Genomic DNA, 16876 nt, shown 5'->3' on the forward strand with positions numbered 1-16876 from the left:
TGGAATCGTTCCCACATTTTGAAAACCATCACACAGAAATTCGTAACTGCTTGATTTTTAGTGTTGGCTAGGGAGTCACCAGATGACAGGGTTGCGTCCAGTGACTCATCACGGGTATATCTTCACTCAATTGTTCAAGCAGCAACGTGGCTGCATGTTGCCCTGCTTGATGGTAGCCCAGTTCCACACTGACTGCGCGTGGGAACATAAAGCGTAGCATGTCATGGTTGCCAATGCCGCCAATGGCGATATTTTCACGATTTAGGGTTTGTAGGCGTTTTGCGACCCCTAAGGCGAGGGTATCGGAGGCGCAGACAATGGCGTCAGTCTGCGGGGTTAACAGGTAATCTGTTGCGGCATAGGCGGCATGCAGGCTCATCTCACAACGATGGAGTTGTGGTGAAAGCTGGTGGGTTTGGCAAAAATGTTGATAGGCATCAGAACGGGCGAGACCTGTGGTTTCATCGCGCTCATCAATTCCCAAGAAGGCAATATGACGGCATCCTTGACGATAAAAGTGGTCCATGACTTGCGTGACGGCACCTTGGTTGTCGTAACTGACGCTGGCGTATTGCTCACTATCAACGGCGAGCACGACACAGTTGGGGGCGAATGGCGCTAGCGCGTTGAGATCACAGCCCGAAAAACCAAAAAAGATAATCCCATCCACATTACGGCGTTTTAGCACATCGAGATGGGCTTGTGCTTTTTGTTGTGAGAACTGGCTTTCCATAATGGCTGCGTCATAGCCTTTGGCATACAAGGTATTGAGCAATCCCGTCAGTGCGGTGTTCTCTGAGTTGGAACTGAGCTTGGCCACGATCACGCCCACAACACCACTGCGTTGCGCACGCATCGCGCGCGCCGATTTCGACGGTAAAAAGCCATGTTGGTCGATCACCGCTTGTACTTTAGCGCGGGTACTGTCTTTAACGCGTGCGTCATGGTTTAGCACACGCGATACGGTCGATTTCCCCACCCCGGCTAAGCGGGCAATATCCAAAATGGTTAATGGTTTTGTCATTTTTTTCTCTGTGGTAGCGGTAAATCAGTGGCTTAGACTCAGCCTCTTCGCGCGCCATGATAACAGGCGTGATTGGCGCTTGCGATTTATTGATTAATTTGTAAACTACAGCCTGATTTTTGAACAACCATCCTACTTTAGACTGAAATGATGATGAGCCACCCTGTCGTACAAACCATCAACAAGTGCCTAGTGCGCATGACCACACTGACGCTCGCAGTAATGGCATTAAAGCTTAGCGCGATTTATTTGGTGCCGTTAGCGGTACTGATCAAAACGCACTTCAAAGAAATTGTCCACTGGTAAGCGCGGTAAGCTGATCGTCAAGGTGCTGGTTTAGCGATTGCCAGTACTGCTGATAGCGCCGCGTATACGCTTGCGGACATGGCGAAACCAAACCGCGCACAATCGGAAATAGCTGTTGCCATTGTGCCAGCCAATCTATCTTCACATCAGGATGGGTGAGATAGCGCTGGTGCTGTGCTATGACTGGCATCAACGCCTTTTGTAAGTAGGGATTGATACCACAAAGCAGCTGGGTGTGCAGGGTCTGGTGCCAATAGGTCATGGTGGTGATATCGGCGCTATCTTTGGCGGGTAAGTGCTGAATAGAATGAATCAGTCCCAACACCTGTAATGCGGTCTGTTCATTCAGTTTGCTCGGAAAGCTATCGATGAACGCACCAAACAGACCTTTCAGGGCTTGAATCAGTGCCTGCCAGTCTGCTTGGCTTAATGGTGTGAGCCGATAGCCAAGATGAGGCTGATAAAGGACCCGTCCCTCTACCGCTAATAAATGCAAGCCATCGCGTGCTGTGGCCGTCGACAGGCTGAGTTGCTCACACAAAGCAGAGACAGTGAGTGGGTAATCGCCCTCTGCGCGCGCTGTGAGTGATAACTGGCGGGTTAATATGGCTGCCCAGATTTGCTCCATAGCGTGCTGGGCTTTGGTGAACTTCATAACACTCCCTGTGCTGGGTCGACGAGATTGGCTCGCGACTAAATGCAAGCCTCTTTATCATGCCACCGTGTCATGGATAAAAAAACGCCCCGACATTAGTCGAGGCGTAGGCATTGCTATCGGTGCTTAATTACAGCACGTGCACAGAGGCGGTGTTGGTGGTACCAGAAGGCACAAGCGCGCCTGAAACCATGACCACGATGTCGCCTTTATGCGCTAAACCAGACTCAAGTGCGATGGTTTTGCCGCGACGGTAGAACTCATCGGTGCTATCGATGCTTTCGATCATCACAGGCGTCACACCTTTGGTTAGACACAGGTGAGCGGCTGTTTTCGGGTTGGTGGTGACCGCGATGATGTTTGCCGTCGGGAAGTACTTACGTACTGAGCGTGCTGATTTGCCTGCTTCAGTGGCAACAACAATCAAAGGTGCACCCAACTTCTGAGAGGTATCAACCGCGCCTTTACAGACCGCTTCGGTGATACGCAGGCGATCGCTATCGAGACGAGAACCCAGAGCAGGTGACATTTGACGGTCAGTACGCTCACAAATTTGCGCCATGATGCTCACAGCTTCAACCGGGTATTTACCTTTCGCAGACTCGCCAGACAGCATGACGGCATCGGTACCATCCATGATCGCATTCGCCACATCACCGGCTTCAGCACGGGTTGGACGTGGGTTTTTGATCATTGAGTCCAGCATTTGTGTTGCGGTGATAACCATCTTGCGAGCACGGTTACACTTCTCGATCATCATCTTCTGCGCGAAGATCACTTCTTCCACTGGGATTTCTACGCCCAAGTCACCACGGGCAACCATGATACCGTCAGACGCTTCCAAGATAGCGTCAAAATTGTCGACACCTTCTTGGTTTTCAATTTTAGAGATGATATTGATGTCGCTGCCGCCGTTTTGAGTCAGCAGCTCGCGGATTTCTTCCACGTCTTCTTTCTTACGAATAAATGAGGCCGCAACAAAGTCAACGCCTTGCTCACAACCAAATTTTAGATCCGATTTATCTTTTTCAGCCAGTGCAGGCAGGCTCACCGAAACACCTGGCAGGTTAACGCCTTTGTTTTCGCCCAACTCACCGTTATTCAGTACTTTACAAACGACTTCTTTTTCAGTCGTTTCTAGTACTTCCATCTCAAGCAGACCGTCATCAACGAGTACAGTATTGCCCGCCTTTAGGTCACGAGGTAGGCCGGCGTAAGTGACGGCAACGCGATCTTTGTTACCCACGACAGAGGTGTCTNAATGCGACGTCGTTACCACCTTCGAGTTTGATGGTGCGGATCTCAGGGCCTTTGGTATCGAGCAGAATCGCAACTTGCTTACCGGTTGTCTTCATGACGTTGCGCAAATTTGTGATACGCGCACCGTGTTCGGCATAGTCACCGTGTGAGAAGTTAAGACGCATCACGTTCATGCCTGCATCAACAAGCTTAGTCAGCATCTCTTCCGATTCAGTTTTAGGTCCAATCGTACAAACGATTTTGGTCTTTTTCATCGACGCATTTCTCCGGTCAAAAATTGAAACATAAACTTGGGGCCTAACTGCAAAAGACTGATTTAAATGTAATTAAACAACATAAATAGGTCGTTATCGTGGTGCAGTCAGCAAAATTCTCGCATTTCTCAATGACGTTACCGCAGCCTTCACGCTGAGGTGACGTCACTGTTTTATCGATCGTGAGTATAGATTGTCTGCGTTGATCTGTGTTGATCACGGGCAATAAAGGCGTTGTTGGTGTAATACGATTTCACCCAGTGCCATCGATTCACCATTCACCTCCCATCCATTGGGCGCGTAAATTTACCACAGCTCACCGTCCAGATCATTACAAGCCGGTGACAGTAATCGGTTTCAGCACGCTTTTATTTTGATGATTACGTTTTCTGTTGATTATCACCCCATGCGACAAGGTGGTTGTTTTATGTTCTGTTAATGATTCTTTTGTCATTAATGAGTGTGATCTGTCTTCCAATTTGAACTGGATCATGCTTTTTTATTAAGTCTTTTGCGTTCACCTAGAATTTATCTACTATCAGAGCACTTTCGATGGGCTGCCTAACAATGTTTGCGCGTATTTTACGGTTTTTGACAGGGATGCTGCTTATAGTCTGCACGTATGCGAGTACGCAGGTGTGGGCCGATGACGCCTATCTGTCAGAAAATAAAGACATTTTAGTCGCCACCCATTCCTCTGTGTGGAAGCCTTATAGCTATTTATCCGACTCAGGTCAGCCCAAAGGGCTATTGATCGATTTCTGGCAGGCTTATGCCAAATACAATCATGAATCCATTCAGTTTGTTCTGTTAGATTGGCCTGAAACCCTTTCTTACATGCGAGAAGGCGGTAACCGTGTGCATGCCGGTTTATTACGTTCGCCTGAACGTGAGCGCTTTTTAGATTTTGCGACGCCAATTTTTAATATCAATGGCTCTTTGTATGTGCAAAACCAACCGGGCAGCACAGATATTAAGCCTTTAGCGGCAGATCAAGTCGTTGGTGTGGTAGCAGAAAGTTATGAATCCTCGTTCTTAGCCAAGCACTATCCGCAAGTGGAGCAACGTAGCTTTGTGAATAACGAGGATTTATTTGCGGCCGCGCTAGAGGGTGAGATCCAAGCCCTTGTGGCAGATAGTCAGGTCGCCAACTTTTACTTTCTGACTCAAGGAAAACCGCTAGCATTTGTCGCGGAGCAAGTTCTTTATACCCGTCCAATTTATGCAGCAGTGCCGAAAGGCAACCAAGCATTGCTCGATGAAATACGTGTTGGGATCAGTCATATTCCGTCTGAGGAACTACTACGGATTAAGCAAAAATGGATTAATACCGAGCGGGTTGAGGCGTATCCCGATTGGCTAATCCCGACCATAGTGATCATGGTGGCATTGAGCGCCGTCGCGTACATTTTTTTCCTCAAGCGCATGGTGTATAAGCGCACCGTTGCCTTGCGCCAAGCCAATGCCCGCTTGCGTGAATTTGCCAATACTGACCCACTGACTCAATTGCTGAATCGACGTGGCCTAGAGGGCTATTTTTCTCGCCTTAAACCCAAACTTCAGCGTCAGCAAGAAATGGGGCTGATCCTCATCGACCTCGATCACTTTAAACAGGTGAATGACAAATACGGTCATATGCAGGGTGATAAAGTGTTAGTGCACCTTGCCAGTTATTTAAAGCGGGTCGTGAAGCATGGCGCCGTGGCGCGTTTAGGGGGCGAAGAATTCTGCGTGCTGTGTCCGGCCACGTCATTAGATGAAATGATCGACATAGCCAACCATATCCGCTGCGATGTGGCAGACAGTGTGTTTGAGTTCGATGGCGCCGAGATTCGTGTCACTGTCAGCATTGGCGCAATTGTATCCAGTGATGTTACTGACGACATTGCTTCGCTGGATTTAGATACCTTGACCCATGCCGCTGACCTTCTTATGTACCGTGCGAAAGACCGCGGCCGTAATCAAGTGATGCTGGCCTCCTCTCAATCAGTGACCACACCTATCGCAGAAGCCTGATACCGTTTTCTGTTAGGTAAAAACACGCTTTTCATCTTCTTTTCTTGCAGCGTTTTTATCATTAAATATACTGTGCATATATACAGGTATTTTGATGATGAAAACACTCGACCAATTAGCCCAGCAACACGGCCTATGGCGCGCTAGTCAGCGGCCGTTAATGGCGGAATTACCCGATAAAAAAGCGACCGGTTACAGCGCCTTTGATCAGCGTCTAGGGGGGCTCCCGTCTCCAGGTGTGACAGATATCATCAGTGACTATGGTGTCGGTGAGTTGCGGCTGGTGTTACCGGCGTTGTATCACGCTAGCGGTCAGCAGGTAGCGTGGATCCGTCCACCGGTTGGACTCAACGCAGCGATGCTACATCAGCAAGGCTATTTAACCGACAACACCTTGTTGGTGTCTCCCAAAAGCGATCAGGATGCGCTGTGGGCAGCCGAGCAAGCGGCGCGCAGTGGCGCGTGTCAGGCGGTCGTGTTATGGCCATCTTCGCTCACGGTGGGACAAGTTAAGCGCCTAAAACTGGCGGCCGAACATGGCCAATGTGCGGTGGTACTGTTGCGCCGCCAGCAGACGTATTCATTGACCTTGCCGGTCGATTTRAGCGTGGCGCTGGCCCCTTCTGCATGTGGTGTGACGGTCACGGTGCGCTATTGTCGCGGGCAATGGCCACCGGCCCCGTTTACCCTCGRTTGGCGCACGCAATGGCCCGCGTTGGTGACCTGGCCAAGCAATGCAGAGAATTTGCTTGCCTTTCCTTCACGGCAACAGCGGGAGCAAGCGTGATGTCATTATGGCTGTATCTGCATTGCCCAAGCTTGTTGTTAGATAGCCTTTATGCGCCGTCATCGGTGCAAGCGGTGGGGCTGGTTAGCGAGCAAGAAGGCCGTTTAGTGCAGCTCTCTGTGGCGGCTAACACGCACGGTCTGAATACCGGTATGGGATTAGGGGCTGCAGCGCTTATTTGTCATCAGCTCGCGGTCTACCCTTATTGCGCGGTGAAAGAGCAGTCCGCGCTTGAGCAGCTCGCCACACAGCTTTATCCGCTGGTCGCGGAAATCAGCCTTAATCCCTCTAAAGGTTTATGGCTACACGTTTCACCGATGTTGGCCTTATATCAAGGGTTTCCCCCGCTATGGCAGGCGGTGACTCAAACGCTGGTGGAAAGTGATATCCGTTATCAGGCAGGGGTGGGCCAAACGCCGCGTGCCGCCGAGCTTATGGCGTATGGCCACGCGGGCAAGATCAGTACCGACCCCGAGCATTTGCAGGCAGCGTTGCAGCAATTGCCGTTAGCTGCTGCCCCTTTACCGGAGACGGTGAAAACTCAGTTTACGCGTCTGGGCCTCTCTCGGTTAGGTGAGCTTATCGCCTTGCCCACCGCTTCGCTGACGCGACGTTTTCCGCGCACTGTGGTGGATTACCTTGCTGAAGTGCGTGGCGCCCAGCCGACGCCACTGCGTTATTTTCAGCCACCGCTGCAATTTTTTCAGCAGCGGGTCTTGTTGTTTGAGCTTAGTGAGCAAGCCCACTTATTGCCCATTATCGAGAATCTCGTCTCGGCACTGTGCCGTTTTCTTGAGCAGCGTAGTGCCTGTACGCCTGCGCTGACGTTGGGTTTTAGCTTGCGTGATGGATGTGAAGAAACCCTGCCGGTAATGGCCGCGCATGGCGAGAAAGACGTCGAGCGCTGGATGGCGTTGGTGCGTTTACGGCTGGCGTCATGGCAAGTGAGCCAGCCGGTCACTGCGGTCAGTGTGACGGCTTCGCAAATCGATTGTCACCAGCCCGGACAAACCGATCTTTTTAGCGCCCAGCAAGGTGAGCAAAATCGTGATGAGTTGGTCGCGACACTGGCTGCCCGACTCGGGGAGGAGGCGGTTATGCGGTTAGCGTATGTAGATCATCACCGTCCCGAGACGGCCAGCCAACATGTCCCCCATCATCATAGTGCGACACCAACGGCCTCGGCACCCACGCGTCCACGCCCAAGTTTATTGCTGCCGCAACCCACACCACTGGTGGGTAAGGTCACCTTACGTGAAGGGCCGGAGCGAATTGTCACGGGCTGGTGGGAAGGTGCGCCTATCCAGCGCGATTACTTTATTGCCCAAAATGCCCAGCAACAATGGCTGTGGGTGTTTCGCACGCCAGAGCAAACTTGGTTTTTACACGGTTGGTTTAGTTAGACGGTGAAGCGATGAGTACGTATGCCGAGCTGGTATGTTGCAGCAACTTTTCCTTTCTTGAGGGCGCCTCACACCCGGAAGAGCTGGTGGCGCAAGCGGCAACATTGGGCTATCAAGCGCTCGCGATCACCGATGAATGCTCGGTCGCAGGCGTGGTGCGTGCGTATCAAGCCCAGCGTGATTATCCGCAGCTTTCGCTGATTATTGGCAGCCGCTTTCGCCTGCAGGCGTTAGATGTTGTTCTATTGTGTCCCACCCAAGCGGCTTACCAAGAGCTGTGTCGGATTATCACCAATGCGCGGCGACGCAGTCACAAAGGTGACTACCAGCTGAGCGAGTGGGATCTGATGTCGGTACGTCATGGCATAGTGCTATGGCTACCCAGTGGCGCGGAGAGCGATCATTACTGGGCGACGTGGCTGCTGCGTTATCATGCTGAGCGCTTGTATCTGGCTGTGCGGCGCGATCTAGCGGATAACGACCATCCGTATCTGGCGCACTGTCGCATGCTGGCAAGCCAGTATGCGCTTCGTGTGACAGCGTGTGGTGATGTGCTGATGCATCACCCTGAGCGGCTGGCGTTACATCATACCTTAACGGCGATTCGACATCGTCAGCCGGTGGCGGCGTTGGGGCGGACACTAGTGCCCAATGCAGAGCGCGCCTTACGCCCGTTGCCTAAATTACACGCTTTATTTCCTCCTGAGTGGCTGGCGGAAAGTGCCAAGATTGCCGCCCAGTGTCAGTTTTCCTTGGCGAGCCTTAAATACAGCTACCCCAAAGAAGTGGTGCCGACTGGCGAGTCTGCGATGGCGTATCTGCGTGAGGCGGTCAAGCAAGGCGCACAGCAGCGCTTCCCACAAGGTGTTCCCCGTGACGTGGGAGCCACCATTGAAAAAGAGCTCGCGCTTATCGAGGCGCTGGATTACCCGTATTACTTTTTGACCATTTACGATCTGGTGCGCTTTGCCCAGTCGCGTGGGATCTTATACCAAGGGCGCGGCTCGGCAGCGAACTCGGTGGTGTGTTATTGCTTAGGGATCACCGCGGTGGATCCGTGCAAAGTCGATGTGCTGTTTGAGCGCTTTATTAGCAAAGAGCGCGACGAGCCGCCGGATATTGATGTGGACTTTGAGCACCAGCGCCGTGAAGAAGTGATCCAGTATTTGTATCAAAAATATGGTCGTGAGCGGACCGCCTTAGCGGCAACCGTGATCCGTTATCGGCTTAAAAGTGCATTGCGCGATGTGGGCAAAGCGTTGGCGATCCCCGCTAGCCAGATTGATTTTTTTATTCAAAACCTCAATCGGCGCGATAAAACCCAGCCTTGGACGCAGCAACTTCAGCAGTTGGGCCTGGATCCTAAAAGCGCGAAAAGCCAACAGTGGCTGTCGCTGACCCAGACATTGATCGGCTTTCCACGCCACCTTTCTCAGCATGTCGGTGGCTTTGTGATTGCAGATGGGCCTTTGTATGAGTTGGTGCCGGTGGAAAATGCGGCGATGGCAGAGCGGACGGTGATCCAGTGGGATAAAGACGATCTGGAAACGCTGCATCTGATGAAAGTCGACGTACTGGCACTGGGGATGCTCACCGCGATTCGACGTACCTTTGATTTGATTGCCCAAAGCGGTGGCCCTCGCTTGAGTTTGGCGGCGATCACCCAACAAGGCGACGATCCGGCGGTGTTTGCACGCATTCAGCACGCCGATACCGTGGGAGTGTTTCAAATTGAGTCGCGAGCACAAATGAGTATGCTGCCGCGGCTCAAACCGGCTTGTTATTATGATTTGGTAATCCAAATTGCCATTGTCCGCCCCGGTCCGATTCAAGGTGACATGGTGCATCCGTATTTAAAGCGACGCGACGGAGAAGAAGTGGTGAGCTACCCGTCTAAAGCTGTTGAGCAAGTGCTGGCGCGTACGCTCGGGGTGCCCATTTTTCAAGAGCAGGTGATCAAACTGGCGATGGTGGCGGCCGGCTTTTCCGGTGGAGAAGCGGATCAGCTGCGCCGCGCGATGGCGGCCTGGAAGAAAAAGGGCGGACTGGCGCCGTTTCGTGACAAATTGATCGCAGGGATGACTGCGCGAGGCTATCGCGCCGACTTTGCCGAGCAGCTTTACCGACAAATCTGTGGGTTTGGTGATTATGGCTTTCCAGAGAGCCACTCGGCTTCGTTTGCGGTTTTGGCCTATGTATCAGCGTGGCTAAAGCATTATTATCCCGCCGCGTTTTACACCGGCTTGCTTAATAGCCAGCCGATGGGGTTTTACTCACCGTCACAATTGATGCAAGACGCCACGCGCCATCAGGTGCCTGTGTTGCCGGTTTGTGTGCAACACTCGGGAGCGGATCATTGCTTAGAAAAGGTTGGCGAACAGTGGGGCGTGCGGCTGGGATTGCGGTTAGTCAAAGGATTAAGCATGGCGGCAATAGACCGATTGCTGGCCCATCGTCCAGAGACGGGATTTACGTCTTTGTCGGCACTGCAAGGGATTCATCTTGACCGCGATGCCTATCAAGCCCTAGCCAGTAGTGGCGCATTGGCAGCGCTGGCTGGTAACCGCTTTCAGGCGCGCTGGGCGCTGATGGATCAGCAGCGGCAGTTGCCGTTACTCGCCGCCAGTGACGATGAGGTGGCGTTGCCTCATTCGCCTTCCCAGTGGCAGAACGTGATTGAAGATTACGCGGCCTTGGGGCTGTCGCTCACCGATCATCCCATTCGTTTGATGGCGCAAGCCGGCACGCTGGGGCGTTTTACCCGTGGTGTTGAGTTATCACAGTGTGCATCGCAAAGCTGGGTCGCGGTAGCGGGGGTGGTGACGGGCAAGCAATCCCCCGGTACGGCCAGTGGCGTAACCTTTGTCACCTTGGAAGACGATACGGGCAATATCAATGTGGTGGTTTGGGCGGGGACGGCACGGGCGCAATCCCGTGCTTTTATGCAAGCCAAGGTGTTGAAAGTGCATGGCATTGTCGAGCGACAGGGCGAGGTGGTGCACGTGATTGCCGGTAAGTTGATTGATCTTACCCCGACGCTCACCACCTTGTCGGTGGCCGCACGTGAATTCCGTTAACGCGACGCGCTAACCGCGTCGGGACAGGTGGGCGCCGGACACGCGGCTACCGCTTGAATACGCTGGCGATGTAGCTCATCACGAATCGCCGCCCCTTTAAAACCTGCGTCGACAATTGGCTTAACCTCTACCTGTTGCGCGCAAGCAAAGCGCTCGCGTAAGGCGTCGGCTTGTGGATAGTGATAATTTTCACGTCCCTTGCGGCCACGGACATCGGCCAAACACGCCAAGGCCAGTTGCTCGACCCGCTCGGGTTTGCGCCACGCATCGATCTGATTAAACAGCGCTACCCAATGCTCAGGGCTGAGTTGATCGCACTTATGAATTTTGGAGTGGTGCGCACTGACCACCAAGGCCAAATCCCGATAGGCGTTGGGAATACGTAGTCGCTCGCACAAATCTTTAATCACGGGCAGCCCGCGATCGCCGTGGCCGCGATGGCCGGGCAAAATAGAGGCAGGGGTGAGGGCCTTACCGAGATCATGGACTTGTGCGGCAAAGCGGATGGCTTTGTCGTCGGTCAATGAGGCGGCATAACGGCTGACCATTTCCGTGTGGATGCCGGTGTCGATTTCAGGGTGCCAGTTGGCTGGATTCGGCACGCCGTACAAGGCGTCGATTTCTGGAAGTACTACCGCTAGGGCACCGCAATCGCGCAGCACAGCAAGAAACACATCGGGACAATCACTGCCAAGCGCTTTTTCCCACTCGCGCCAAACCCGCTCAGGGGTGAGGTGGATGAGTTCGCCCTTGGCGACCATCGTTTTCATCAGCGCTAAGGTGTCGTCGGCAAGGGTAAAGCCGAGCGGCGCAAAACGGGCGGCAAACCGTGCCACCCTGAGGACCCGCAATGGATCTTCGCTAAAGGCAGGCGAGACATGGCGCAAAATCCGGTTGTGTAAATCTTGCTGACCGCCATACGGGTCAATCAAGCTGCCATCTTCGTCTTGGGCAATGGCGTTAATGGTGAGATCGCGGCGCTGAAGGTCCACTTCCAGTGAGATATCTGGTGAGAAGTCGCAAATAAACCCGGTGTAGCCTTGGCCTGATTTACGCTCGGTACGGGCGAGGGCATATTCTTCGTGTGTGGTGGGGTGTAAAAACACGGGGAAGTCTTGGCCGACTTGCTGGTAACCGGTCGCTTGCATTTGCTCGACGGTCGCGCCCACGACCACCCAATCTTTATCTGTGACCGGCAGGCCTAATAGCGCATCACGTACTGCTCCGCCGACAAGATAATGTTTCACACGAGACTCCTTGTTTGGATTAACCTTGGAATCTGGCATGGCAACCATGCTGACTCCGATTTCTTTCCCAAGTATACATATTGAAATGCAGCACGGATATTTTGTGCCTGAAAATTGGCGTGGCGGTTGCAATAAAAAAGGCCGCCGAGGCAGCCTTCTTCAGTCATTATGCCCAGCCGTCACGGCGACGTTTTTTACGTGGGATAAGGTGTGGCAGCACAAGGCCAAACAGTAAGCCGCCGCCGGCCACCATGCCGCCGTAGGTAAACCAGCGCATTAGTAGGTCGTCTTTTTGGGTATCAATCTTGGCGCGCAGTGCACGAATTTCACTTTGTGCCTCAATCAATTTCTTATTGAGATCGCTGCTGTGTGCTTCCAGCTTCGAAATTTGTTCGTTGCGTTTTGCTAGCGATTCAACCAAGCCTTTTTGCTGTGCTTTGGCATCATCTTGGGCGCTGGCCAGCGCGGATTTAACCCTTTTCAGCTCCGCTTCTAGTGCAGGCAGTCGCTCTTTTAAGCCCGGTTGCGTGGTGACGTAATCACTTTTTACCCAGCCTTTACGGCCACGGCTATCAACCACTTGGGTATAACCTGCATCGCGGTCGCGGCTTAATACGGTGATTTTATTGCCCGCATCGACGCTACCAATAATGCGATATTGTGTACCTGGACCAGAATGCATGTAGGTAAACAATTCGTCGGAAATATAGTTTTCTGCCATTGCACGGGGGGCCACAAGTACAATCAGCAACATAAGAGCAGAATACAGGTGTTTCACGTCTGGGGTCCTTTGCGTTTTTTCAGTATGGGACACATCGCCTTTGTTGCGCATAGTGCCATAGGCCAAAAGGAAAGGGGAGCCATGCTCCCCTTTTTTTGACCGTGATTTGACATCACTCGCTCAGTTTACGCAAATGCAGCGGTCATCACATGGTAAAAGATCACAGCTAGCAAGGCGCCAGCCGGTAGCGTGATAAGCCAAGAGGCGACAATGTTACGCACTACGCCTAAATTGAGTGCGGCAATACCACGGGCAAAGCCGACGCCGAGCACCGCTCCCACCAAAGTTTGGGTGGTTGAGATAGGCAGGCCTGTTCCTGAAGCGACGACGACGGTACTTGCGGTCGCCAATTGTGCAGCAAAACCGCGGCTTGGGGTGAGTTCAGTAATGCCTGATCCCACGGTGGCCATCACTCGGTGTCCGAGTGTAGCCAAACCGACTACGATCCCGATGCCGCCCATAGGCAGAATCCACCAAGCGATATGGGTTTTCTCAGCCACTTCTCCCAGGTTTTGTACCGTGGCCACAATCGCTGATAGAGGACCAATTGCGTTAGCCACATCATTAGAACCATGCGCGAATGCCATTGCACAAGCGGTGACGACCATCAATAAGCTGAAAATACGCTCAACGCCTTGAAAGCCTTGACTTTCGTCGCCGCGATATTTACGGGAAATATAGTACACCCCATAGAACATAATCAGCGCAGAAAGCACGATAGACGCGCTAATGGCCTCAAAGGCGGAGAGGTGAAGACCAACGTGTTTAAGGCCTTTTTTAATGGTTACCATCGCGATAATAAACGCGGTGATAAACATATAAATGGGAACAAAGCGTTTGGCGTTTAGCACCGGATGATCGGTATCGAAGATAAGGCGTTGTGCACTGAGGAAGATGAGGTAGGCAAAGATGCCCGAGATAAGCGGTGTGATAATCCAACTGCCCACAATGCTTTGTACGGTGTGCCAATCCACCGCCTCAGAACCGACGGACAGGCAGGCAAAGCCAATGATGGCACCAATAATAGAGTGGGTCGTCGAGACTGGCCAGCCCATGTATGAGGCAAGGAGTAACCAAGTGCCAGCAGCCAGCAGGGCTGACATCATACCAAACACCAACTCAAGCGGTTGATCCGCGTAGAGTGCGGTGTCAATTACCCCCTTTCGGATGGTGTCTGTTACCTCGCCGCCAGCAAGATAAGCGCCAGCAAATTCAAAAATCATGGCAACAATAATGGCTTGTTTCACGGTCAGCGCTTTAGAGCCGACCGACGTGCCCATTGCATTGGCGACGTCGTTGGCGCCGATACCAATTGCCATTAAAAAACCAAAAGCCGCGGCGACCATAATTAAAATGGTCCCGTGATTCATCAGGATTTCCATTGTAGTACCTTGTTATTACATCACTCGGTTAGGAACGGGAAAGCATCACCTCTAAGCGCGCGCCAACACGCTGCGCTTGATCGGCGATTTCACCGACCCACTCAAGGATTTTGTACAAGAACATGACGTCGACCGGGTTATATTCGTGTTCGACAGCCATCAATGCTTGGCGAAGTTGGATTTGCATGGAGTCGGTATCGTCTTCAATCACATCCAACTGATGAATCATTTCTGCCACCAAGGTCACTTCGCGGCCTTTGAACCCAGTTTCTAGTAACTCTTCCAGTTCATTGATCACACGGCGTGCTTGATCGGCTGCATCCAAACAACGCTGGACGTAGGCGATAAAGGCATCATTCATCGAGGGGGGCATACGGAGCTGACGGCCAATCACGCGGCCAGCGATATCCTTTGCCAAGTTTGCCAACTTATCCTGTTGGGTGAGCAGCTCCAGCATGTCTGTCCGATCAACAGGCATAAAGAGACCGCGGGGAAGTTTGAGTCGTATATTGCGTTTCAGTGTATCTGCGTCTTTCTCAATATCAGAAATTTGCTGACGCAGTTGGTTAGCCTGTTCCCAATCTTGACGCTCACAGGCGTTAAAAAAAGGAATGAGTAACGCACAGCAATCGTTCACACGATTAACATGGCGTTGTAAGGGTTTAATTGGGCTTTTTGCAAACAGCCCGACAATTGTATTTACTGGCATAGCCGTAATCTACCTGGTTGCCTCGTGCCCAGAGGGCAAAATGGAGGCCAAACGTTCAACGATGGTATATCGGAGCGGCGAATGGTAGCGCAGAACATTGGTTAAAGAAACAGCTTTTGTGATCTCACCCTCATTGCGCCTGATCAAGCCTGATAACTCCAGTACTTGCCGACAGGATCAATTGTTCATATCCTTGTCTGGCAATTGGCTATAGGTACCCGTATGGACACTGAGATAGAGCTCAAGTTTTTTGTCTCTTCTGACTTCTCTCACCGCATTCGCGATAAAATTGTCGGTGTTAAGCAGCTACAGCAGAGCCAGCGCGAGCTGGGAAACATCTACTTTGATACGCCAGATTTTACCCTACGCAAACACGATATCGGTTTGCGAGTGCGCCGCTTTGACGGCGTTTATATTCAAACGCTGAAAACGGCGGGCCGGGTGGTCGCTGGGCTACATCAACGCCCAGAGTACAACGCCGAGCTTAACGGACCTGAGCCGGACCTTTCTTTGATCCCGGTCGAAGCATGGCCCGATGGATTAGATATACAAGCGCTTGCGAGTCAACTTCAGCCGCTATTTTCGACTGATTTTGTGCGCCGTCAGTGGCTGTTGGCGACCGAAGACGGCAGCCAGATCGAACTGGCCTGTGATCAAGGCGAAGTGTCGACGGATGCGGGTGATAAAGACGTGATTTCTGAGGTTGAACTGGAGCTGATTTCTGGTCAAACCGATGCCTTGTTCTCACTGGCACGTAACTTGGCTGATGAAGGCGGCGTGCGTCTTGGTAATTTAAGTAAGGCTGCACGTGGCTATCGTTTAGCAACGGGTTACCAAGGCGATCCGGTCACGGCATTGTCGATTGTGAAGTTACGTGATGACGACTGCCAAGAAAAAGCGCTGATCCGTATTTTGGAACATGCGCTAAGCCATTGGCATTACCATGAGCAAATCTACATTGAGCGCGAATCGCTCGATGCTTTGCAAGAAATCCGGTATGCAGTATTACTGATTCGTCAATCGCTTGCGTTGTTTGGTAGTGTGGTGCCTCGTCGTGCTAGCACCCTTTTGCGCCAAGAGCTGCAATGGTTTGAAGGCGAGTTAGCTTGGCTTGACCATGCCACCGCCATTGCACGTTTGTGCGAAGATAAGGGGCAATATTTACGCAAACTTAATGCCCGCAAACCCTTGGTTAAGGCACTGAAAGACAAGCACGAAACCTTGCCTGAGCGAGAAGACGTGGTTGCGCTGCTCCATGCGTCACGTTACTGCAACTTGCTGTTGGATTTAAGTCGTTGGATTTTATCCAAAGGGTGGCAGCCTTTCTTGGATGACAAAGCGGAAGAAAAGCTTGCCCAGCCTATCCAACAATTTGCCGACAAAGCCTTGCCGGATTCTTGGCAAGAGCTGTTGGCGGTTTTTGATGAGACGAAAACCCTGACGCGGCACGACTATTTTGATCAGTATCCAAGACTGCAACGCAACTTGTTACTGGGTACCTGCCTCGCGTCTTTGTTTGATAAAAGCCGGCGCAAAGCGTTCCGCCTGCCTTGGCTGGATATGTTACAAGGCATTGAAGAGCTGCGTTTGCTCGAGCCTGTGCGTGAACTGGTGGCAGAGCTGGACGACGACGAAGATAAGAAGCAAGCAGAAAAATGGTTGGCGCGTAAAGAAGAGTCGTTATTACACGCGATGACGCAAAGTCGACAAACAGGCCTGACGCTTACCCCCTATTGGCAAGATTAAATGCCTTCTTATAAAAGCAGCTCCTTGAGCTGCTTCAGATTGCTGACGAACCCCGCCTTTTTAGGCGGGGTTCTTTTTGATAAGCGGCCGTAGGCCGCGATCGCGATATTTTTTGTTAGAGAGTGGTCGTTACCGACCAACGCCTAAATTGGCGGATAGAAGCCAGTATTTGCCTTATATCCGCCATGTTAAAGCCACATTTTCTTAGATAGCTCACCACTAACGCTAT

The 16876-nt window shown here is 52.1% G+C and carries 12 protein-coding genes and 1 pseudogene; 6 read left to right on the forward strand and 7 right to left on the reverse strand.

Annotated features, from left to right (window positions below; genetic code table 11):
- Window positions 1–67: 67 nt before the first annotated feature.
- Window positions 68–1024, reverse strand: coding sequence for a trehalose operon repressor TreR (gene treR, locus BZJ18_RS06750; protein WP_077455836.1), 957 nt, complete (start codon window positions 1022–1024; stop codon window positions 68–70).
- A gap of 153 nt (window positions 1025–1177) precedes the next feature.
- Between treR and BZJ18_RS17360 the strand changes: the two genes are divergently transcribed.
- Window positions 1178–1330, forward strand: coding sequence for a hypothetical protein (locus BZJ18_RS17360; protein WP_167370403.1), 153 nt, complete (start codon window positions 1178–1180; stop codon window positions 1328–1330).
- On the opposite strand, the gene BZJ18_RS06755 is transcribed toward BZJ18_RS17360, so the two are convergent.
- Both BZJ18_RS06755 and pykF read right to left on the reverse strand, forming a co-directional pair.
- Entirely contained in the window at window positions 1308–1985 is a 678-nt protein-coding gene (locus tag BZJ18_RS06755; RefSeq protein ID WP_077455837.1) for a hypothetical protein, read from the reverse strand. The two genes, BZJ18_RS17360 and BZJ18_RS06755, sit on opposite strands and share 23 nt — an antisense overlap.
- A gap of 130 nt (window positions 1986–2115) precedes the next feature.
- Window positions 2116–3499: pseudogene (gene pykF, locus BZJ18_RS06760) on the reverse strand (pyruvate kinase PykF).
- 636 nt (window positions 3500–4135) lie between these two features.
- Here pykF and BZJ18_RS06765 point away from each other — a divergent pair.
- The 4 genes from BZJ18_RS06765 (at window position 4136) to BZJ18_RS06780 (ending at window position 10782) form a co-directional block, all read left to right on the forward strand.
- A complete protein-coding gene (locus BZJ18_RS06765; RefSeq protein ID WP_198532203.1) occupies window positions 4136–5515 on the forward strand; it encodes a transporter substrate-binding domain-containing diguanylate cyclase in 1380 nt (459 codons plus the stop codon).
- Between the two features lie 94 nt (window positions 5516–5609).
- On the forward strand, window positions 5610–6302 hold the full coding sequence (gene imuA / locus BZJ18_RS06770; protein ID WP_077455839.1) for a translesion DNA synthesis-associated protein ImuA: 693 nt from the start codon (window positions 5610–5612) through the stop codon (window positions 6300–6302).
- Window positions 6302–7705, forward strand: coding sequence for a Y-family DNA polymerase (locus BZJ18_RS06775; protein WP_077455840.1), 1404 nt, complete (start codon window positions 6302–6304; stop codon window positions 7703–7705). Before imuA ends, BZJ18_RS06775 begins: the two co-directional genes overlap by 1 nt.
- Window positions 7706–7716: 11 nt before the next feature.
- Complete coding sequence (locus BZJ18_RS06780) at window positions 7717–10782, forward strand: error-prone DNA polymerase (RefSeq protein WP_077455841.1); 3066 nt, start codon at window positions 7717–7719, stop codon at window positions 10780–10782.
- On the opposite strand, the gene BZJ18_RS06785 is transcribed toward BZJ18_RS06780, so the two are convergent.
- The 4 genes from BZJ18_RS06785 to BZJ18_RS06800 all read right to left on the reverse strand — a co-directional run bounded on the left by BZJ18_RS06785 (window position 10779) and on the right by BZJ18_RS06800 (window position 14901).
- On the reverse strand, window positions 10779–12029 hold the full coding sequence (locus tag BZJ18_RS06785; protein WP_077455842.1) for a multifunctional CCA addition/repair protein: 1251 nt from the start codon (window positions 12027–12029) through the stop codon (window positions 10779–10781). The two genes, BZJ18_RS06780 and BZJ18_RS06785, sit on opposite strands and share 4 nt — an antisense overlap.
- A gap of 166 nt (window positions 12030–12195) precedes the next feature.
- The gene (locus BZJ18_RS06790) at window positions 12196–12807 is read right to left on the reverse strand and encodes a TIGR04211 family SH3 domain-containing protein (RefSeq protein ID WP_077455848.1); all 612 of its coding nucleotides are present in this window, start codon (window positions 12805–12807) and stop codon (window positions 12196–12198) included.
- Window positions 12808–12935: 128 nt separating this feature from the next.
- A complete protein-coding gene (locus BZJ18_RS06795) occupies window positions 12936–14192 on the reverse strand; it encodes an inorganic phosphate transporter (protein ID WP_077455843.1) in 1257 nt (418 codons plus the stop codon).
- A gap of 28 nt (window positions 14193–14220) precedes the next feature.
- The gene (locus BZJ18_RS06800; RefSeq protein ID WP_069590816.1) at window positions 14221–14901 is read right to left on the reverse strand and encodes a TIGR00153 family protein; all 681 of its coding nucleotides are present in this window, start codon (window positions 14899–14901) and stop codon (window positions 14221–14223) included.
- Window positions 14902–15123: 222 nt separating this feature from the next.
- On the opposite strand from BZJ18_RS06800, the gene BZJ18_RS06805 reads away from it, so the two are divergent.
- Window positions 15124–16647, forward strand: coding sequence for a CYTH and CHAD domain-containing protein (locus tag BZJ18_RS06805; protein ID WP_077455844.1), 1524 nt, complete (start codon window positions 15124–15126; stop codon window positions 16645–16647).
- The last annotated feature ends 229 nt before the right edge of the window (window positions 16648–16876 follow it).

Source organism: Salinivibrio sp. IB872, from assembly GCF_001995345.1.
Taxonomy (GTDB): domain Bacteria; phylum Pseudomonadota; class Gammaproteobacteria; order Enterobacterales; family Vibrionaceae; genus Salinivibrio; species Salinivibrio proteolyticus.